This is a genomic window from Shewanella sp. MEBiC00475 (genome assembly GCF_005234075.1).
Lineage (GTDB): Bacteria > Pseudomonadota > Gammaproteobacteria > Enterobacterales > Shewanellaceae > Shewanella > Shewanella polaris.
This window is the reverse complement of record NZ_CP039928.1, coordinates 4,034,508-4,055,119: the sequence shown is the minus strand read 5'-3', so window position 1 is coordinate 4,055,119 and position 20,612 is coordinate 4,034,508. Positions and strand designations below refer to the sequence as shown.

The following is a 20,612-nucleotide window of genomic DNA, read 5'->3' as shown; positions in this document are numbered from 1 at the left end:
TACAAGCGGTCAAAAAACGAGCACCTATAATTATGGCACTTTCCGACCTAAATACCACTATTGATTACACTTTCGATGAACAACACATTTGGCATCCTTATACCTCTATGACCCAGTCTCTGCCTGTATATGGCGTCGTTTCAGCTCAAGGCTGTGAGCTGACATTAGACAGTGGCAAGATACTCATTGATGGTACGAGTTCGTGGTGGTCATGCGTACACGGTTATAGTCATCCGACCATTTTAGCGGCGATGCAACAGCAACTTTCACAGCTTAGTCACGTGATGTTTGGTGGCATAACCCACCAGCCAGCTATTGAAGCATCAAAACGTTTAGTGCAAATGACCAGTGATAACTTAACTAAGGTTTTCTTAGCCGATTCAGGATCAATTGCAGTAGAAGTGGCTTTAAAAATGGCGCTGCAATATTGGCAAGGACGGGATCAACCACAAAAACAACGGATTATGACGGTAAAAAGTGGTTATCACGGTGATACATTTGCGGCGATGAGCGTGTGCGATCCTGATGGCGGTATGCACACCATGTTTGGCAATAATGTCACTAAACAAGTATTTATCCCGGCACCAACATCTAAGTTTAATGAACCACTGAATAAGACAGATACACTTGCTTTAGAAGCCGCATTTATTCAACATCATCAAGATATTGCCGCAGTGATTATTGAGCCTATTATGCAAGGTGCAGGCGGAATGCGTTTTTACTCGCCTGGTTATTTAGTTAAATTACGTCAACTGTGCGATCAATACCATGTACTACTGATATTAGACGAAATAGCGACCGGATTTGGTCGAACAGGTACCCTATTCGCTTATGAACATGCCAATATCGAAGCGGATATTTTGTGTGTAGGTAAAGCCTTAACTGGAGGATATATCAGTCTAGCAGCCACCTTATGCAGTGACGAAGTTGCTAGTGGCATTAGTGACTCACCTGCAGGTGTATTTATGCACGGCCCTACGTTTATGGGTAATCCATTGGCATGTGCAGCAGCAACAGCCAGCTTAGACTTACTTCTTAAAGGCGAGTGGCAGCAACAAGTTGAAAACATTGAATCTCAGCTCAAGCAAGAACTTGCTAGTGCGATTGATTTACCTCAAGTGAATGATGTTCGTGTGCTAGGGGCTGTTGGGGTGATTGAAATGGTCAATACAGTGAACACAGCCGAATTACAACAAGCCTTTGTTGATCTTGGTGTTTGGGTTCGACCGTTTAATAAATATATTTATCTTATGCCGCCCTACACCATCAGTGCGGAGCAATTAAGTAAGTTGACCTCGGCAATGCTCACAGTCGCAAAAAGCATTGACACTACCCCCGTTACGACTCAATTCATTAGTCACGGTTAGTCACATTCAAATAAATATATTTTGAAGTTCAGGCTTGAGGCTATCAAAAGCAAATTTACTTCAAGTTGGGGTATAAAGTTAATAAATTAGTTAGGTCATTAGTAATAAGGGCCGTTGATTCTCTCATCGGTCCGATTTATAAGTCACATAGTTGCGCGCTCTGACACCATTTCACCGTCATGATCATTATCATCGAGCCATTTTAATTTTGATAATGGATAGCCTAAAAACCATTTAGCACGTTCAAGTACAATGCGAGTTTTAATGTGTTTTATCCGCAAATCTGTTTGATCACTTACTTTTTCACTAGGCTAGAAATTAACGCACGCAATGCGGCAGGTTTAACCATTTTAGCCATATAGTGATAACCACGTTTTTCAATATCATCAACCAAGTCTTTATTGGTATTTGCGGTAATAAGAATACCCGGTAAATGGGCACCATAGCGTGAACGAATATTGTCCATAGCATCAACGCCATTTTGGTCATCATCTAAATGGTAATCTGCTAAAATAATATCTGGGGCGACACCTTTAAGTCCCAACTTAATCCGTGCATCAGCAAGATCTGTTGCACAAATAACCTCACATTGCCAACGACTTAATAATGACTCAAGTCCAGCCAAAATTGCTTCTTCATTATCAATACATAACACTTTAACGCCTGCTAGAGGCTGTAATAATGTCGGCAATGGTTTATTTTTCACTTGGCTAACAGTTTGTCCTAGCGGCACAATAATAGAGAACATGGAGCCTTGTCCTAGCGCTGATTGCACTTGAATGGAGTGATCGAGCACTTTACTTATTCTATCAGCAATGGCTAAGCCTAGCCCTAAACCACTGACATTACGGCTACTGGGATGATTTAGGCGTTTAAACTCTTTAAATATTTCTTGAGTATCGTACTCATCAATTCCACAGCCAGTATCCAATACTTGGATCTCGATAAAATCACCGCGATGACGACAACCAAATAAGACTTTGCCTCCGCGGGCGTAACGATAAGCATTAGTTAAAAAGTTTTGCAATATTCGGCGTAACAATGACGGGTCAGAATTTACCGTAGCTGAGCATGGCACCATAGAAAACGAAATTTGGTTATCCCCTGCCATTGCATCAAACTCAATAGATAAACCATTGATAATCTCAGAGATGGCAAAATCACGGCGATTAACATCCACCATGCCAGAATCTAATTTTGAGATATCCAATAAATCCGTCAGCAACTCACCAGCAGTTTTTAGCGAACTGTTAACGTGTGTTAACGTCGTACGAGCTTCAAGGTCTAAGTTTGGGTATTGCGACAATGACGCAGTAAACAATCTAGCAGCATTTAATGGCTGCATTAAATCATGCCCTACAGCGGCTAAAAAGCGGGTTTTAGAGGCATTAGCGAGCTCTTCTTGGGCTTTTGACTCAAGTAATTCACTGTTTAGCATCGCTAATTCATAGGTACGCTCTTGCACACGACTTTCTAAGGTTTCATTGGCTTCAAGTAATGCCTTTTCTTGCAAGCGATACTGAGTAATATCGGTAAATGTCATCACAAAGCCACCATCGGGCATTGGATTACCCTGAATTTTAATCACTTTACCATCTCTACGTTCGCGTTCTGAGGTATGCGCGGTACCATTACGCATGTGCTGCACTCGAATTGCGATTTGATTCTCCATATCTCCATCACCACAAAAGCCGCGAGAAGCATTAAATCGAACCACATCAGCAATGGGCATACCTTTTTGTAAAAAACCTTCTGGGTATTGATATAAATCCGCGTAGCGATAATTCCAAGCAACGAGATTAAGATCCTTATCAACCACACTCATGCCTTCATAGGCATGTTCAATAGCGCCACGCAGCATATCTTGGCTTAACATAATTTTTGATGAAGCTTCATCTACTAGGCTAAATACTTCATCTAACGCCAGATCTCGCCCTTGTAGGACCGAGTCCATCACTAACGAAGCACTTGATGCCCCGAGTACCCCTGACAACATGTGCTCGGTGTGGGCGATTAACTCCTCTGGCGCGGCTTTATACCAACTGTCACTTTTTACTGCATCGGGCGAAAAACGGCTAAAACTCTCATAAGCGCGGGTAGGACTAACAAAACGGCTAGCTAAAATAAGTAAATCTTGTTGCGATATAGGCCCCTGACGCTTGTTAGCACCTTGCTTTGAAGACCAAGGCTTAACAAAGTTACTTGCTTGAATGCGCTCAGCAACACCAGCTCTGAACCAAATAGAGCCGAGTACGTAACACACCACATTTGCAAGTAACGCAATTAATGTGTCACTGACATTGGGAGTAATACTATTGAGTAAATCAAACTCACCGCCAATGAATCGAGCTTGACCAGCGCCTTGTAGTAAAATAAAACACCACAAACAAAAACCAACAGCGAGGCCAAAATATACTCCAGCACGATTACCATTTTTCCAATATAAACCGCCGACCAATGCAGGGGCTAACTGAGAAAACGCCCCAAATGACAACATGCCTAAATGCGACAACGAATCGCTATCTGCCAAGGTTAAATAGCTTAGATAACCAAAACCTAAAATCACCACAATGGCAAAGCGACGGACATTTAATAACAATTGCGAGAACTGACTAAAGTTTTTTTCTCGAATCTGCCCTGTACGCAATAAAAACGGCACCAACCATTCGTTACTGACCATCACACTAATCGTCACCACAGCAACGATCACCATACCGGTAGCGGCCGATAAAGTACCAAGTAATGCAATGACAGCCAATAAGGGTTGATCGAGCGCAAGCGGTAAATTAATCACATAGGTATCGGCAGAAACAGAATCGCCTAACAATACTTTACCTGCTAATGCCAACGGCGCGACAAACATGCCAAACAACGCTAAATAAATAGGTAGAATCCAGCGTGATTTTTGCAAAATATGTTCGCCACCACACTCAACAACCATCGCATGGAATTGTCTCGGCATACACAAAAATGCTGCCATTCCGACAAATAACTCTGGCAAAAATGATTCCAGACGTAAATGACTATTCTCAATGAGTCCTTTGGCAGATGCTTGTTGCCAGATATCCCCAAAGCCATCGAAAAAACCAAAACTGATTACCGCACCCACAATGATAAATGCGGCTAATTTGACTAACGACTCGAACGCTATTGCGACCATCATTCCGGGATTATGCTCTGTTGCATCTAATTTTCGAGTACCAAATAAAATAGCAAAAATCGCTAAAAGCATGGTGATCAATAACGGCACAACGATCGGACTTAATGGATTATCATCAGGCTGAAATAAATTAAGACTAAACACCATCGCTTTAAGCTGTAAAGCGATGTAAGGCATGATGCCAAATAAGGCGATGAGGGTAACAATTGCTGCCAGTAACTGTGACTTACCGTAACGGGCTGCAATAAAATCGGCAACAGAAGTAATGTTTTGTGCTTTAGATACCACGACCATTTTTCGCAGCATGCCAAAACCAAGGGTAAATACCAAAATTGGACCCACAAAAATCGGTAAAAAAGACCACAAATCGTTTGCAGACTGCCCTACTGTGCCTAAAAAACTCCATGATGAACAATACACAGCAAGACTGAGACCATAAATCCATACTTGGACTTTTTGGCTTATCTTACTAAACCAGCGTTCAGCACCCCACGCCAAAGTAAATAACAATGACACGTAACACACCGCAATGATTGCTACTATTAAAGTTAAATTCATTCAATCTTCCGCTATCGTTTTATTGTTATTAACCATCTATTTTATTTTTATCACAACTTAACACGTTGAACGTAAAACAACCTACATTAGATAAAATGAGTAATTGTGGCACAAACTATCACCAAGATTTATGATTCTACCATGTGCAACAGACTAAATATTAAGGATATTTTAAAACTAGACCAAGGTCTAATAGTGTTGGTAGTCGGTTGCAGATGATACTTTAACCACGCCATTTTTAGAAAGGGAAGCCCTATGAGCTCGCAGTCTCTTTACAAAGTTCCTAGTGACATTGCAAAAAACGCACTGGTTAATAACGATCAATATAAGAAAATGTACCAGGAATCCATCGTTAATCCAGAAGGTTTTTGGAGAGAACACGGCAAACGTATTGATTGGATTAAACCTTATACCAAAATTAAAAAAACCTCTTTTGACGATCATAACTTATCAATTAACTGGTTTTACGACGGCACGCTTAACGCATCTGCTAACTGCTTAGATCGTCACTTAGAAGAACATGGCGATAAACTCGCGATTATTTGGGAAGGTGATGACGCTAATGAACAGCGTAAAATAACTTACGCTGAATTACATGCAGACGTCTGTAAATTTGCCAACGCCCTGCGCAGTCAAGGCGTAAATAAAGGCGATATCGTCACGATTTATATGCCTATGGTGCCAGAAGCGGCCGTCGCTATGTTAGCTTGCGCTCGTATTGGTGCAGTTCATTCTGTGGTGTTTGGTGGCTTTTCACCAGATTCAATTGCAGCAAGGGTAATTGACGGTAAATCAAAAGTCATCATCACCTCAGATGAAGGTGTTCGTGGTGGTCGTAAAATTCCTTTAAAACGTAGCGTTGATGAAGCAATATCAAACCCTGATGTGACTTGTGTTGAAAAAGTCATCGTATTAAAGCGCACCGGTGGTGACATAGATTGGGTTGAAGGCCGAGATATTTGGTGGGATTCACTTATGGACGTTGCTTCAGAGCATTGTATTCCAGCTGAAATGAACGCCGAAGACCCATTGTTTTTACTTTATACCTCAGGCTCTACTGGTAACCCTAAAGGTGTGCTGCATACCACTGGCGGTTATATGGTATATGCATCAATGACACACGAATATGTGTTTGATTACAAGGCTGATGAAGTCTATTGGTGTACTGCTGATGTAGGTTGGATTACAGGTCATTCATATATGGTATATGGTCCTTTTGCCAATGCTGCCACAGTATTAATTCATGAAGGTGTACCTAATCACCCAACACCTGCCCGCCTTGGTGAAATGATTGACCGTCATAACGTTAATATTCTATATACAGCACCGACATTAATTCGTGCACTTATGGCTGAAGGCAAAGAACAATTTAGCAGCTATAAAGGCGACTCGTTACGCATTATGGGATCAGTAGGCGAACCCATAAATCCAGAAGCATGGCGTTGGTACCATGAGGTGATCGGTCATGAAAAATGCCCTATCGTTGATACGTGGTGGCAAACCGAAACCGGTGGCATTTTGATTAGTCCATTACCGGGCGCTACCGACACCAAGCCAGGTTCCGCAACACGACCTTTTTTTGGTGTACAACCTGCTTTAGTCGACAACATGGGCAACATTGTTGAAGGCGTAACAGAAGGTAATTTGGTTATTCTAGACTCATGGCCAGGACAAATGCGTACCGTTTACGGTGATCATGATAGATTTGCGCTAACGTATTTTAAAACATTCCGCGGCATGTATTTTACTGGTGATGGCGCGCGTCGTGATGAAGATGGTTACTATTGGATTACTGGTCGTGTTGATGACGTGATTAACGTGTCAGGCCATAGATTAGGTACCGCTGAAGTCGAAAGCGCATTAGTGGCACATAATCTCGTTGCTGAAGCGGCCGTTGTGGGTTATCCACATGACATTAAAGGCCAAGGTATTTACGCCTATGTGACCTTAACTCGCGGAGTTGAACCCACAGAAGAATTACGCCAAGAATTACGTCAATGGGTACGTAAAGAAATTGGTGCCCTCGCCACACCGGATTTGATTCAATGGGCAAGTGGTTTACCCAAAACGCGTTCAGGTAAAATTATGCGTCGATTCTTACGTAAAATTGCAGCAAACGAAGTGACTAACTTAGGTGATTCTTCAACTCTGGCTGATCCAGCAGTAATTGATACATTGATTGAGTCACGCTTAAACAAAACTGAGTAATACATACCAATTTGTGATGTCCTACCCACCCAGAGAAATCCTGACCAATTTCTCTCTTAGCCCCTCCCTTGAGGGGCTTTTTTTATTCATTAATTGTGATTATTTTTGTTCTTCCACTGCAGGTAATTCACCGTAACGGGTGTCAATAGTGACTTTGTATGAATGGTCATTATGGCTTATCTGATAGTTTGCTGAATTACCAACATTCAATTTAAGAGACTTATCACCTAATAATTCAGGAGCACCATTAGATTGGTCACTTAAGCTCACCACTAAATTAACTTTAGATGCTTGTGACTTTTCAGAAACAATGGTCACGCCATAATCCCCTTCAACATCAAGCGATACGGATTCATTAAAGCCCATTACGATTTTGGATACTGAAATAGTCACATCTTGAGATTGTGCGGCATGTTCTTCAATCGATATCTCTACAACCAATCCTTGCTCCGCCATGGCGCAGTGACTTATGACTAGCAATGCAAGTAATGATAAATATTTCATGCGGTATACTCCTAATTTTTCGATTTTATTATAATAATTACCTGACATTTGTGATAAATCTACACTAAGCCAACAGATAAAACAGTGGTTAACTCGCAAAATACTACGAATTAATCGACTACAAATAACGCTTATTTAACATTATCTAGCTAAATACCCTTGAAGGTCTATGTTATTCTGTTGCCAAATCAGATACATCACTTCACATACATTCACAAACATAACCAACACACATATGACCATTAGCCTTAGAGATTACCAACAGCAAGCTGTAGATGCCGCTGTAACGCATTTTAAGCAAAGCCAACTATCAGCCGTATTAGTATTACCTACTGGTGCAGGTAAAAGCATCGTTATTGCCGAACTGGCAAGAATTGCAACTGGTAATATATTAGTGCTAACCCACGTTAAAGAATTAGTGGCACAAAATGCTGAAAAAGTTGGCCTGCTGACACAAGATGCTAATATCTATTCAGCTGGGCTTAAACAAAAAAAAGCCAGCGGCAAAACGGTTGTCGCTAGCGTTCAATCAGCCTCCAGAGCACTAACCAAATTCGACCAACCTTTTTCATTAGTTATTATTGATGAATGTCATAGAGTCAGTAATGAGTCGACTAGTCAATATCAACAGTTGCTTACTCACTTACGCACTAAAAATTCAAATATAAAATTACTTGGGCTTACTGCGACGCCCTATAGACTAGGCATAGGTTGGATATATCGTCATCATTATCACGGTAAAGTCGGTAATACCGATAAACCGGTATTCGAAAAATGTATTTTTGAATTACCGATGCGACCATTAATCAAAAAAGGCTATTTAACTCAGCCTACTATTTTTGATGGATTCAGTGCTCAATATGATTTCAGTAGCTTAGCGCCACCCGAAACCAATGAATACCCACAAGCTGAGGTTGATAATTTACTGCATCACCAAGGCAGAGCCACCACCGCAATCATTAAACAAGTCAAGCAACTAGCAGTGCACCGCCAAGGAGTACTTATCTTTGCCGCGACGGTACGTCATGCAAATGAAATAATGACGTTAATGAATGATGACGCTGCTTTAATAACTGCAAAAACACCACATGCAGACCGTGATGACATCATTGAACGTTTTAAATCTAAAAAGCTTAAATTTATTGTCAATGTTGCTGTATTAACCACAGGTTTTGATGCGCCACACGTTGATCTTATTGCCATACTTCGCCCTACAGCATCAGTAAGCTTATTCCAACAAATGATTGGCCGAGGTTTGCGATTGGCAGCAAATAAAACTGATTGCCTTGTCATTGACTACGCCGCAAATGGTTATGATTTATTTTATCCCGAGGTGGGTCAACCTAAACCCAACAGTAAATCGGTCCCAGTACAAGTACACTGCCCGGTATGTCAATTTGCCAACACATTTTGGGGGTTAGTCGATACAGAAGGTGACATCATTGAGCATTTTGGGCGACGCTGTCAGGGCCTTATTAATGATACAGAGCAATGTGACTTTAGATTCAGATCTAAACTATGTCCAGACTGTGGCGCCGAAAACGATATTGCGGCGCGCATTTGCCAACAGTGTAATTCAACGTTAATTGATCCAGACAAACGACTTAAGCAAGTGTTAAATGCACAACACCATCATTTATTTAAATGCCAAGAAATGCTGCTACAGGATAAAGACGGTAAATTATTAATCCAATATATCGATATTGAGGGTAATGATTTTAAACAAAGTTTTCAGTTTTCAACCAAAGCACAACAACGGGCTTTTTACGCAGTATTTGTACTCAGTCATACTCGTACACCAGGATTACCACACCCACACTACAACACCATCGCCGACGTTTTAGCTGACAAAGATCGCTTTAGAAAACCCGATTTACTACTCTTAAAAAAAAATAAACACCGATGGGATTTAATCGAATCATTTTTTGATTATCAAGGAAAATATCAAATCGATATGAGTTAAAACAAAATTAATCGTCCTGAATTATGATTTAAAAAGATCATATGGTATAAATTGCTCATATCATTAAACAGGAGTCACCATGTTTGTCGTTATTTTTGGCCGTCCAGCTTGCCCATATTGTGTCCGTGCCGTTGAATTATCTGAAAAGTTAGCCGCACAAAGTGAAAATTTTAAATTTAAGTATATCGATATTCATGCAGAGGGTATCTCTAAAGCAGATCTCTCTAAGAGTGTAGGTAAAACAGTTGAAACAGTACCGCAGATCTTTATTGATGAACAACCTATTGGCGGTTGCACTGAATTTGAAGCGTATGTTCGCCAAAATAACCTATTAAATTAATCCCTTAATTGATTAGTTTATACAGTAATTAAAAAAGGCAACCATACGGTTGCCTTTTGTTTTATAGCATCACACTACAGTACGTATTTTGCAGAAAACATCACTCGGTTTAAATCACCATCAATACCATCTTCACGCTCGTTCAACGCATGCATAAATTCAACACCAAACGTGAGCGGTTTTGACGGAGAATACAATAAATTCACGTATGCTGAATACGCTTCTTTATTCACAGCCTCACCTGTTAACGCAACATCGTTATCCGCAGAAAAACCTGAGAACGTAAAGCTTGAACGCCATTGCTCCGTCCACCAGTGACGATAAGCGACAAAACCACCAAATGATTTTATCGCTTGAATATCACCATTAGCATCAATTACACCAGCATTAGCATAATTTAATGCCATATAACGCCCAAGCCCTTCACCATAAGTTGCGGTAAACTTAAAATCGTCTTTACCTACAGGGATGACACCGGCAAAACTGGCACCATAACCTAACTCGGATGTGTCATAAGCTGTACCACCAACGACTTGCTCAACGTTAAGTTGTCTGACAATAGCCGCAGCGGAGAAAGTCGAACCATTTGAAGAACTAAAGTTATAACGACCCACAAAATCAGGAATAACACCACTTCCACTGGTAATACGTGCGCCACCACCATAAGGCGTTACAGTGGTTTCTGGGTTTTCAATAGAAAATTGCCAATTACCGCTGGTATAACGAACTTGTGATTGTCTTACAAAGGGTGTGCCTTCAGGTGCACCTACAAAATCAAGGTTTTCAGGTAAGGCTCCTGGGTTTTGAAATGTGGACCATGTTTGGCCGACGGTCCATTCATCATAACTCATAAATGCATGACGGATTCTTGGTGAGTAACTATTCGATACTCGTTCATTACCATCACTGTGAGTCATAAAATCTAACTCAATAAAACCAGTTAACTTATGTCCATCAATATCGGTTACAGTTTTAAAGTTAAAGCGAGATTCTCGAGCCTGAAAGTCAACAACTTGCTTACCATTACCCTCAGTCCCATAAATGGTACCTGGTACATAAAACTGACGAGAAAGAGAACCAGAATCAGGCGCCCCATTACCGTAGTCACTAAACATCACATCTGCTTTTATGTAGCCACCAAATGTCATATCGGTTGCAGCCTGAGCTCCCCCACTCATAGCCAATAAAGCACTTGCAACAAAAAGATTTAACTTTAGTTTTTTCATTATTATCTCCCTATTTATATTGTTCTAATCTTGAGCAATATGAGCTAATTAACAAACAAGTAACATTAGCAATAGGTCTATGAGACAAAAGTAGATAAGCAAAAGCTAAAGCATGATTTTGTATGGCAACCCAATGTACAATTCGAGGGTGAAATTAAAATACAATGGTAAGTTCGTAAACATCCGTTATAGAAAGTTAAAGTTGAATGATTACAAACCTAAATAGACTTAATTGCTTGAACAAATACAGAGGAAGTTTGAATTTTAGTGATTGAAGCTGTGATAGATATATTGATAGTTATTGATTTAACGACGAAGAAAGAACAAAAGTAGCGGAAGTTTTTACTGACTTTATATTATTGAAGGATAAATTAAGTGGTGGGTCGTGAAGGATTCGAACCTTCGACCAATTGGTTAAAAGCCAACTGCTCTACCAACTGAGCTAACGACCCATCTTGGTGTTGCAAGAATATTCATTCTTACTGGAGTAAATGCCCCATTTGTACAACGTTTAAATTATTTAGCCACTATTTAAAAAGTGGTGGGTCGTGAAGGATTCGAACCTTCGACCAATTGGTTAAAAGCCAACTGCTCTACCAACTGAGCTAACGACCCATCTTGATGTTGCAAGAACTACTATTCTTACTGGTACAAAAGCCAACTGTCTCTATTTCAAGACCAACTGAACTAACGACCCATCTTGGTACTGCACTTAAATTCTTTAGACACTATTTAGAAAGTGGTGGGTCGTGAAGGATTCGAACCTTCGACCAATTGGTTAAAAGCCAACTGCTCTACCAACTGAGCTAACGACCCATCTTGGTGTAACATTTAAATTGTTTAGACACTATTTAAAAAGTGGTGGGTCGTGAAGGATTCGAACCTTCGACCAATTGGTTAAAAGCCAACTGCTCTACCAACTGAGCTAACGACCCATCTTGGTGTTGCACTTAAATTCTTTAGACACTATTTAGAAAGTGGTGGGTCGTGAAGGATTCGAACCTTCGACCAATTGGTTAAAAGCCAACTGCTCTACCAACTGAGCTAACGACCCATCTTGGTGTAACATTTAAATTGTTTAGACACTATTTAAAAAGTGGTGGGTCGTGAAGGATTCGAACCTTCGACCAATTGGTTAAAAGCCAACTGCTCTACCAACTGAGCTAACGACCCATCTTGGTGTTGCAAGAACTACTATTCTTACTGGTACAAAAGCCAACTGCCTCTATTTCAAGACTAACTGAGCTAACGACCTATCTTGGTATTGCATGAATTCATATTCTTGCTGGAACAAAAGCCAACCGTCTCTATTTCAAGACCAACTGAACTAACTATCCATTCAGTTTTGTAAAATATACACATCGGTTAATGCTTTTAATCCCCTCAGAAAGCTATGCCGTTCTGAGGGCGCCTATAATACCTTTTTCAATTTCTCATGCAAGCGCAAATTTATAATTTCTTGTTGTTTGCATGAAAAACAGACTAAGAGGCTGTTTTTTGTCTTAATTAGCCTTTCAGTGCCGATAATTGCTGTTGTGCAAGGCGAGCGGATGCACTATCTGCATATTCTTTTAACACTTTATTATAGAGGGCTCTTGCACCTGCTGAATCATTTTCTTTTTCTGCGATCATTCCCAGTTTGACTAAACTGTCACTACGCTTATTAGAGTCTGCAAATTTAGTAACCACTGTACTAAACGCTTGTTTCGCGTCACTGTATTCGTTTTTATTATATAAAAGTTGACCTAACCAATAGTTAGCGTTTGCTGCATAATTAGAATCTGGATATGTAGCAATAAAATTACGAAATGCTGGTATTGCTTCATCATATTTGCGCTCTTTTAACACCAAATTGACAGCAGCCTCATAGCTTCCAGTTTCACCCAAAGTTGAGCTAGCTGCAGCCACCGTAGTAGCATCAGCTGGAATGGTAGCTGTTGGGGTTGATGACTTAGCAGTAAGATTAGCAATTTCCTCATACAGTTGACGTTGACGCTGTATCATTTGATTCATTTGATAATTTTGCTGCTCAGTAATGCCTCGTAAATCCAACACTTCATTTTGCAGTGCATCCATACGGCGTTGCATGTCAAAGTCACCTTGTTGCTTTGCCTTAATGATGCGCTCTAACTTAGCGATTCGATCATCATTTGAACCATTCGATGCATCCGAAACAGGTGCTGGGGCAGCAAACGCAGTCGCGGTAGTGAATAACATTGCCGCAACTAATATGACTTTTTTCATTTTTTTACTCCTAAAAAAGGCCAACCGTTACCGGTTGGCCTTACATCTTTAACTATTAGTAAACTAACACACCACGACGGTTTTTACCAAAACCGGTATCTGTACGAGAGTAATCTAATGGTTTTTCTTCACCATAGCTGACAATACTCATTTGGCTAGGCTGTACACCCATACCTTGTAAATACTTAGCAATCGCTTTAGCTCGACGTTCACCTAACGCGATATTGTATTCAGGCGTACCACGTTCATCAGCATGACCTTCAATCAGAACACGGACATTTGGGTGTTCAACTAAATAATTACCATGTGCTTGAATGATTTCAGCATTTTCGCTTTGAACTTCACTACGGTCAAAATCGAAATAAATGATATTTTGACGACGCAATTCTTGTTCTTTTAAACGTTGTTGCTCTACAGCACTTAAAACAGGTGCTACACCGCCAGTTTCAACGCCACCGGCACCGTATTCACTACTAGTACCACTCATCGAACCGCTAGCATCAGTTTCAGAGTCTGAAGTTGAGCTACAGGCACTCAGTGCCATAAGCGGAACTGCAACCAACATAGCCTTAAACAACTTATTCAGATCCATTTTAAATCCTTATCAATATCTATTTAGAGAAACGGAGACCATGCTGGTGACTTCACCTCGCCCTGGCCGACTGGCAATCTTGCTTTAAATCTGCCATCCATAGAAACAGCAGCTAACACTTGTTTACCTTGATGGGTTGTACCATAGATAACCATAGTGCCATTAGGAGCAACACTTGGCGATTCATCAAGTTGGGTTGATGAAAGCACCTGCATAAAGCGTGTTGCAAGATCCATTCGGGCAATATGGAATTTACCATTCGTACGGTTTACAAAAATCATACTACGACCATCTGGGGTAATTGAACCACCGAGGTTCCATTCTCCTTCAAAAGTCATACGCGAAACTTTATTTGTATCTAAATTTACGCGATATAACTGTGGCTTCCCACCTCGTTCTGACGTAAACAAAATCGATTTACCATCTGGGAACCAAGAAGGCTCAGTATCAATTGCGTAATGTTCAGTAATGCGTCGAGCAGCTTTGGTCGCTATATCAATGATATAAATATCTGGCTGACCGTCCTTTGACAAGGTCACTGCTAATTTTTTGCCATCTGGAGAGAATGCAGGCGCGCCATTAATCCCATCAAAACTACTCACCAAAGTACGAGTTTGACTATAAATATCCTGAACAAAAATTTCCGCTTTTCTGTTTTCAAAACTAACATAAGCTAAACGACGTCCATCTGGGGACCACGTTGGTGACATTAACGGTTCTGGTGAACGTAATAACATTTGTTCATTGTAACCATCATAATCTGCAATCATTAGATGATAAGGTGCTTTTTGACCAGGCTTAACGACAACGTAGGCAATACGAGTTAAAAATGCACCACGAATACCAGTAAGCTTTTCATAAACAATATCACTAATACGGTGGCCATATTGTCTAAATTGATTTGCACTGATCACTGTTTCACGGCTTTCAAGTAATAACTCGTTATTATTCTGTGGTCCGTTACCGGCTTGGAGTTGTGCTTTAACTAAATCAATCAACTCAAAGCTGACTAAATATTGATCGGTGCCATAGGGCTTAATCGAACCAACAACAACCGCTTCAGCCTCTACATTAACCCAACTCTGAGCAATAAAACCATTCACAGATGAAATAGTTGATTGTGGTAATGCACGCACATCAATTGTTTTAAATGTACCACTGCGAGCCAAATCAGATGCGACAACATCAGAAATAGATGCCGGTGCTGGACCTTCTCCCAACCATACAAAAGGGACTACAGCGATAGGTCTTGCTACATCGACCCCTTCAGTAATCACAATATCTAGCGCTGCGCGAGCGGGTGTAGTTAACACTAGTAAAGTCAGTGCTAGCCATTTAGCCAAGTTTTTCATGCGACTCCTTTAACTCAATTCCATCATAGAATACGATTTATATTAATTAAATTCCGGTGAAACGGTTAAATTAATTTCTTTTAATTGTTGATATACAGCAGGTTCTTGCGATACAGGTAAACGTCCCGCTTTATTTATTGACGCTTTTGCTGCACGACAAACAACCTGATCACCATCCAATGTTTGACTGGTTGTAACAAATCCGTCTGGCGCTAAGCGAATAAACACCCGGCAACTTTTACCTCTCATGGATTCATCTACCACCAAGTTACGTTGAATTGTGGCAATAATCATTGCTTTATATTTCTCTACCTCAGATAAAACTTGTTTATTGCGCGTTTTAGATAGCGAGTCTTGTTCTGCAGCCATTGCTTCAGCCATCTCACGCTCTTGACGTGCCTTGGCATCAGCTTCGGCTTTACGTTTACGCTCAGCATCTTCTTTACGTTTACGTTCATCATCAGCACGCTGACGCTCTTCTTGCGCTTTTTTAGCCGCGGCTTCTTCCTGCTTACGTTTTTCAGATGCTTGTTTAGCGGCATCTTCTGCTACTTTTTGTTCCTGTTCTTTCTGCTTACGCACCACTTCAGCTTTATCTGCTCGGTCTTTTTCTAACAGTTGTTTTGCTTGAGCGGCTTTAGCAGCATCATTAGCCTTTTGAGTTTCCTGCTCTTTTTGTTTGCGCTGGATCTCTAAGGTTTTAATTTTTTCTTGTTCGCGCTCACGATTTCGACGTGCTTCTAATGCTTTACGTTCTAACTCAGCTTGACGGGCTTTTTCTTGCTTAGCCACATCTTGTTTTTGTTTCTTTAATTGCTCAACTCTTTCATTGACTTTCTGTTGATCAATCACAATAGCTTGTACAGCCGGCGCACTTGCCGCTGCCGTTTGCATTTGTTTGGGCTTATCCTCAAAACTGATGCCTAAAGCAAGAATGACAATAAACCCAATATGGATACCAGCAGAAATAGCAACGGGTAAGGTTAAATCTGATTTTCCAGCCACCTATTTCTCCTTTGGTGAATCGGTCATTAGCCCTACAGCCGGTACTCCAGCACCTTGTAAGCTAATCATTAGTTGAATAACACTTTCATAAGGAATAGTGCGGTCGGCTTTTACAACCACAGGCCTTAATGGCTCAAGTTGAATTAATGCTCCAACTTCAGTCGATACCTGCTCTAAGTCCATAGCATCTGAATTAGAACTACTGCCGATATTCAAAAAATATTGTCCTGCTGCATCAATGGATGCCACAATCGGAGGCTTACTATCAGGAGGTAACGATTCCGCATTACCTTGAGGTAATTCCACTTTTACCCCTTGCGATACAATAGGCGCTGTCACCATAAAAATAATCAACAACACCAACATAACATCGATATAAGGTACCACGTTGATTTCAGCAACTGGACGACGACGTTTACGCTGATACATTAAACAGCTTCCTTCTCGCTATATGCTTGACGTTGCAATATGTTTGAGAATTCTTCCATAAAGTTAGCATAAGTCATTTCAATTTTATCAACTTGCGTTGTAAAACGGTTATAACCAATCACGGCTGGAATAGCAGCAAACAAGCCCATTGCCGTTGCAATCAATGCTTCGGCAATACCTGGTGCAACCATAGCCAATGTGGCATTTTCTACAGCACCAAGTGCAATAAAGGAATTCATAATCCCCCATACAGTACCAAATAAACCAATATAAGGACTAGTGGACCCAATGGTTGCTAATAGTGGCAAATGATTATCAAGTTTTTCCATTTCACGCGACAAACTTACTCGCATCGCTCGAGTGGTGCCATCCATAACGGCTTCGGGGGCTTTACTGTTTACTTTACTCAACCGAGTATATTCTTTAAAACCAGCGACAAACATTGATTCCAAGCCCGAGATAGCACTGCCACGAGCAATCAATTCTTTGTAAAGACGGTTTAAATCAACACCAGACCAAAACGTATCTTCAAAACGTAATGACTTCACTCTTGCGGAGTTTAATAATTTGTTGCGTTGAATAATCACTGCCCATGAGGCAATCGATAACCCCAATAAGGTCAGCATAACTAACTTTACTAATACACTGGCTTCTAAAAACAAGTCAATAAATGAAATTTCAGCGTGCACTGTCAAACTCCTGAACAATATTTAGGGGGATAGCGCGGGGACGCATACGTGATAAAGATATACACGCGACAACCACTGTCGCTTCACAATAGCAATCACCTTGATGATCAACTAGGCGCTGGTGAAACACCAACGACACTTTTTTTAATTCTATAACCTTGGATTCAATTAATAAGTCTTGTTCAAATTTTGCCGCTTTACGAAAATCTATATCAACGTGTTTAACGACAAAAGCAATATCTTCTGCCAACAGTTCAGCTTGGCGAATACCCATGGATTTTAACCATTGGGTTCTGGCCCGTTCAAAAAAATTTAAGTAATTCGAATGGTACACAACACCACCGGCATCGGTATCTTCGTAATAGACTGAAATAGGCCAAACAAACATAATTTGAACATCAATTTTTTGGTTGTAAAAGTTGGCTTACTATACCTAGTACCATCACGCTTGTGAATAATGCACCAAGTGAAAAATAGACTTTATTTTGCTCAAAATGCGCTAAAACACTCGAAAAACCTCAATAACGGTAATAGATGAAGCTTTATTAATGTATTTCCCCAAAAGATTAACAATCTGTTGAACAAGATACACTACACCACGTTAACTAATTTTGGTTGATAGCACCTTATTATTGAATCGACTTAACTTTAATAGGACACTATAAATGAAGGCATTTGAAGGAGCATAACCGGCAGATAATAAATCAACTTAATATTAACTTTATTAGTAACTGCCCTCAATTATTGGCATTTCTCTCTGCTAGGTACACTGATATGTTTTCCAAAAGAGTTTTCAACTGAAATGTCTAACGCGGTATTAAACAAGTTAAGATACCTGCAATGTTTTAAGGCAACCAAACAGTATCAAGATATCAGTAAGCTACAAATGTTTTCTTTCAAACAGAGGCCAGACATTTCTAGTCCACAATAATTGCTCGCCAAAGACAATTACCTATCCATTCTTAATGAGAGATAATTTAACCAATGACGGCAACTCATAGGTTATCCCGAGGCAGATATACTTAACTCATATGCAGCCAAGCATTAACGCAAAACCTATCAAACCTAAACTCAAGGTGATAAACAGTAATCCAATAATTGATGATAAACTGGAACTCAAATAAAATAACGAATAAATAGATTTACTTAATCATCCTGAACATGATGTGCTATTTGTTAAATAATATTGTTACATCATTAACTAATCCGAATAGTTATGCAACGATTATAGATAACAACCTACAATCCACTACAATAGGCGATTACAGTAAAAGGAGAATATTAAAACAGCCACATCACCATTAGTTTTTATAATGCTAAAGCGTATTTTTTCTAGTTTGTCACATTAGTGTATTCATTCTATTATTACCTTGTTTTCAAGACACGTCTGATTCAGATGTTGAAAACAAAGAACTCTACACTGATGTAACCAAATACCTCAGTTCAACCTAGTTCTTATGCTTGACTTCCTTCCTTAAATTTGTTGATTGCAAATTATTTAGCCCACTTGGATTAAGTGGGTTTTTTTTATCTTTTTTTGCAAAAAATATCAGTCATATTACCTATTTGAACAATTACCAAAACGTTTTGAGTTTTTTCAATTCAAGCTTCATCAATGTAGAAGGTCCTAAATATATTTAGATTACTCAACATAGTAGTAGAAAGGTGCAAATAACAGACATTGATTGAGCTTCAAAAACAGATTATGCCAAGCAAGAATCATTAGACATAGATTCTAATGAACAAAGTCATTACTTGAGTTATGCTAGTTACTGATTAATTAAAGGATAATGACATCTAGTGAATGTGCCATCATCTCAATATTGGAGTATAAATTCGGGCATCTCGAGGTGGGATTCTTATGTTGGTGTTCAAAAATCAGTTTTTATATTAACGTTTACCTCAACAACAATTGTGACCGAAAACGACTAACCTTATTGTATAAAAGAGATTTAATATTGCATTTTACTAACAGAAACTAAAAAGCAGAAATAGCGTTATATAGGCTTAGTTATTTTAATCACAACTCTTCTATTTATTTTACGTTCTTCGGCAAGTTCGTTACCAGTAACATGACGTTTTTCGCCATGACCAGCGGAATGGATACGATCTTTGGGGATACCGCTAGCAATTAAAATGTCTTTAACAGAATTAGCGCGTTTATCCGATACTCTTTGGTTAACTGAGCGTCCACCATAACTGTCTGTATATGCATCAATAAGTACAAGTTCAACCTCTGGATCAAAAGACAAATAACGTTGAACTTTTTGTAATTGTTGTCTAGATGAGCGAGTAAGGTCAACCCCACCTTCTTGATAATTCAATACAGTAAACGCAATATCATCAAAACTGTAAGGCAATAAATTAGCTAAACAAGCACGAAATTGACGGTATTTAACGCCAAAATTAGCCGAAGATAACCCGACTGCAATCTTAGAATTGTGGTTATACCAATCCGCATAATAAAACGTCGGTTCCATTCCTTGACTCAACTCACTCAACATCGTCCAAGCTGCTTTTTTGGGCACTTCACCGTTAAATTGCTTATTGTAAGTCAGCTGAGTGATCTCTTTAGAGTTGTGACCAGGGCGCCAACTAGGAGCTCGGCTAATTAATGTCGCTTTAGTTACAGAATCAGGTTTAAGCCACATATCTAAAGTGAAATTTAAATTCAAATCTTTACCCGCTCGACTCGTAAATATCGCCCGACCATAATCCGGAATATCATGTTCAAGACGACACTCAATTGGATTATTCTCGCCAATACGCCAAGCTGAGTTTTCAAGTGACGCAACGTAATACCTCAAGTCAGCATGAGCTGTTGAGCAAAGACACAAACTTGCGAGGACCATCAGTTTTCGCCACATAAAACTACCCTTTATACCTGATTACCTTTTTACTATCGGCTACAAAGTCAGTTACTTTAGTAAACAATCATGCTTAATCGAGGATAAAAATCACAATCAGACATGACA

The 20,612-nt window shown here is 39.9% G+C and carries 15 protein-coding genes and 6 tRNA genes; 4 read left to right on the top strand and 17 right to left on the bottom strand.

Going from position 1 to position 20,612, the window contains the following annotated elements; translation table 11 throughout:
- Positions 1-32: 32 nt before the first annotated feature.
- Positions 33-1,367 carry an adenosylmethionine--8-amino-7-oxononanoate transaminase gene (bioA, locus tag FCN25_RS17970; protein ID WP_137226759.1) on the top strand — a complete coding sequence of 445 codons (1,335 nt, stop codon included), beginning with the start codon at positions 33-35 and terminating at the stop codon, positions 1,365-1,367.
- Positions 1,368-1,662: 295 nt separating this feature from the next.
- Here bioA and FCN25_RS17965 read toward each other — a convergent pair whose 3' ends face one another.
- Positions 1,663-5,085 carry a PAS domain-containing hybrid sensor histidine kinase/response regulator gene (locus FCN25_RS17965; protein ID WP_137226758.1) on the bottom strand — a complete coding sequence of 1,141 codons (3,423 nt, stop codon included), beginning with the start codon at positions 5,083-5,085 and terminating at the stop codon, positions 1,663-1,665.
- Between the two features lie 255 nt (positions 5,086-5,340).
- Here FCN25_RS17965 and acs point away from each other — a divergent pair, with 255 nt between their 5' ends.
- On the top strand, positions 5,341-7,293 hold the full coding sequence (gene acs, locus FCN25_RS17960; RefSeq protein ID WP_137226757.1) for an acetate--CoA ligase: 1,953 nt from the start codon (positions 5,341-5,343) through the stop codon (positions 7,291-7,293).
- A 99-nt stretch (positions 7,294-7,392) separates the two neighbouring features.
- Here the strand turns inward: acs and FCN25_RS17955 are convergent, their stop codons facing one another.
- Positions 7,393-7,797 (bottom strand): hypothetical protein, encoded by a 405-nt coding sequence (locus FCN25_RS17955; protein WP_137226756.1) that lies wholly within the window; start codon positions 7,795-7,797, stop codon positions 7,393-7,395.
- A 235-nt stretch (positions 7,798-8,032) separates the two neighbouring features.
- On the opposite strand from FCN25_RS17955, the gene FCN25_RS17950 reads away from it, so the two are divergent.
- Positions 8,033-9,760 (top strand): DEAD/DEAH box helicase, encoded by a 1,728-nt coding sequence (locus FCN25_RS17950; RefSeq protein ID WP_137226755.1) that lies wholly within the window; start codon positions 8,033-8,035, stop codon positions 9,758-9,760.
- A 79-nt stretch (positions 9,761-9,839) separates the two neighbouring features.
- Positions 9,840-10,100 carry a GrxA family glutaredoxin gene (locus tag FCN25_RS17945; protein ID WP_137226754.1) on the top strand — a complete coding sequence of 87 codons (261 nt, stop codon included), beginning with the start codon at positions 9,840-9,842 and terminating at the stop codon, positions 10,098-10,100.
- 74 nt (positions 10,101-10,174) lie between these two features.
- Here FCN25_RS17945 and FCN25_RS17940 read toward each other — a convergent pair whose 3' ends face one another.
- The 15 genes from FCN25_RS17940 to FCN25_RS17870 all read right to left on the bottom strand — a co-directional run bounded on the left by FCN25_RS17940 (position 10,175) and on the right by FCN25_RS17870 (position 20,504).
- Complete coding sequence (locus tag FCN25_RS17940; RefSeq protein ID WP_137226753.1) at positions 10,175-11,326, bottom strand: DcaP family trimeric outer membrane transporter; 1,152 nt, start codon at positions 11,324-11,326, stop codon at positions 10,175-10,177.
- Between the two features lie 376 nt (positions 11,327-11,702).
- Positions 11,703-11,778 (bottom strand) — tRNA-Lys (locus FCN25_RS17935).
- Positions 11,779-11,865: 87 nt separating this feature from the next.
- Positions 11,866-11,941: transfer RNA gene (locus tag FCN25_RS17930), tRNA-Lys, on the bottom strand.
- Positions 11,942-12,066: 125 nt separating this feature from the next.
- Positions 12,067-12,142 (bottom strand) — tRNA-Lys (locus FCN25_RS17925).
- A 43-nt stretch (positions 12,143-12,185) separates the two neighbouring features.
- Positions 12,186-12,261 (bottom strand) — tRNA-Lys (locus tag FCN25_RS17920).
- Positions 12,262-12,304: 43 nt separating this feature from the next.
- Positions 12,305-12,380: transfer RNA gene (locus FCN25_RS17915), tRNA-Lys, on the bottom strand.
- 43 nt (positions 12,381-12,423) lie between these two features.
- Positions 12,424-12,499: transfer RNA gene (locus FCN25_RS17910), tRNA-Lys, on the bottom strand.
- A gap of 333 nt (positions 12,500-12,832) precedes the next feature.
- Positions 12,833-13,570, bottom strand: a complete 738-nt coding sequence (gene ybgF / locus FCN25_RS17905; protein ID WP_137226752.1) for a tol-pal system protein YbgF — start codon at positions 13,568-13,570, stop codon at positions 12,833-12,835.
- A gap of 55 nt (positions 13,571-13,625) precedes the next feature.
- On the bottom strand, positions 13,626-14,162 hold the full coding sequence (gene pal, locus FCN25_RS17900) for a peptidoglycan-associated lipoprotein Pal (RefSeq protein ID WP_137226751.1): 537 nt from the start codon (positions 14,160-14,162) through the stop codon (positions 13,626-13,628).
- A gap of 23 nt (positions 14,163-14,185) precedes the next feature.
- On the bottom strand, positions 14,186-15,514 hold the full coding sequence (gene tolB, locus FCN25_RS17895) for a Tol-Pal system beta propeller repeat protein TolB (protein WP_137226750.1): 1,329 nt from the start codon (positions 15,512-15,514) through the stop codon (positions 14,186-14,188).
- Between the two features lie 42 nt (positions 15,515-15,556).
- Positions 15,557-16,519, bottom strand: coding sequence for a cell envelope integrity protein TolA (tolA, locus tag FCN25_RS17890; RefSeq protein ID WP_137226749.1), 963 nt, complete (start codon positions 16,517-16,519; stop codon positions 15,557-15,559).
- A complete protein-coding gene (gene tolR / locus FCN25_RS17885) occupies positions 16,520-16,948 on the bottom strand; it encodes a protein TolR (RefSeq protein WP_137226748.1) in 429 nt (142 codons plus the stop codon).
- Positions 16,948-17,637 carry a protein TolQ gene (gene tolQ / locus FCN25_RS17880; protein ID WP_137226747.1) on the bottom strand — a complete coding sequence of 230 codons (690 nt, stop codon included), beginning with the start codon at positions 17,635-17,637 and terminating at the stop codon, positions 16,948-16,950. Before tolQ ends, tolR begins: the two co-directional genes overlap by 1 nt.
- Positions 17,627-18,028 carry a tol-pal system-associated acyl-CoA thioesterase gene (gene ybgC, locus FCN25_RS17875; RefSeq protein WP_137226746.1) on the bottom strand — a complete coding sequence of 134 codons (402 nt, stop codon included), beginning with the start codon at positions 18,026-18,028 and terminating at the stop codon, positions 17,627-17,629. The genes tolQ and ybgC overlap by 11 nt, the downstream gene beginning before the upstream one ends.
- A gap of 1,606 nt (positions 18,029-19,634) precedes the next feature.
- A complete protein-coding gene (locus FCN25_RS17870; RefSeq protein WP_137226745.1) occupies positions 19,635-20,504 on the bottom strand; it encodes an OmpA family protein in 870 nt (289 codons plus the stop codon).
- Positions 20,505-20,612: the final 108 nt, after the last annotated feature.

Bases quoted from the DNA above. Each gene is read 5' to 3' on its own strand.
- FCN25_RS17940 (WP_137226753.1), bottom strand. From the start codon at position 11,326: ATGAAAAAACTAAAGTTAAATCTTTTTGTTGCAAGTGCTTTATTGGCT.
- FCN25_RS17945 (WP_137226754.1), top strand. From the start codon at position 9,840: ATGTTTGTCGTTATTTTTGGCCGTCCAGCTTGCCCATATTGTGTCCGT.
- FCN25_RS17870 (WP_137226745.1), bottom strand. From the start codon at position 20,504: ATGTGGCGAAAACTGATGGTCCTCGCAAGTTTGTGTCTTTGCTCAACA.
- tolR (WP_137226748.1), bottom strand. From the start codon at position 16,948: ATGTATCAGCGTAAACGTCGTCGTCCAGTTGCTGAAATCAACGTGGTA.
- FCN25_RS17965 (WP_137226758.1), bottom strand. From the start codon at position 5,085: ATGAATTTAACTTTAATAGTAGCAATCATTGCGGTGTGTTACGTGTCA.
- FCN25_RS17955 (WP_137226756.1), bottom strand. From the start codon at position 7,797: ATGAAATATTTATCATTACTTGCATTGCTAGTCATAAGTCACTGCGCC.
- ybgF (WP_137226752.1), bottom strand. From the start codon at position 13,570: ATGAAAAAAGTCATATTAGTTGCGGCAATGTTATTCACTACCGCGACT.
- acs (WP_137226757.1), top strand. From the start codon at position 5,341: ATGAGCTCGCAGTCTCTTTACAAAGTTCCTAGTGACATTGCAAAAAAC.
- pal (WP_137226751.1), bottom strand. From the start codon at position 14,162: ATGGATCTGAATAAGTTGTTTAAGGCTATGTTGGTTGCAGTTCCGCTT.
- FCN25_RS17950 (WP_137226755.1), top strand. From the start codon at position 8,033: ATGACCATTAGCCTTAGAGATTACCAACAGCAAGCTGTAGATGCCGCT.
- tolB (WP_137226750.1), bottom strand. From the start codon at position 15,514: ATGAAAAACTTGGCTAAATGGCTAGCACTGACTTTACTAGTGTTAACT.
- bioA (WP_137226759.1), top strand. From the start codon at position 33: ATGGCACTTTCCGACCTAAATACCACTATTGATTACACTTTCGATGAA.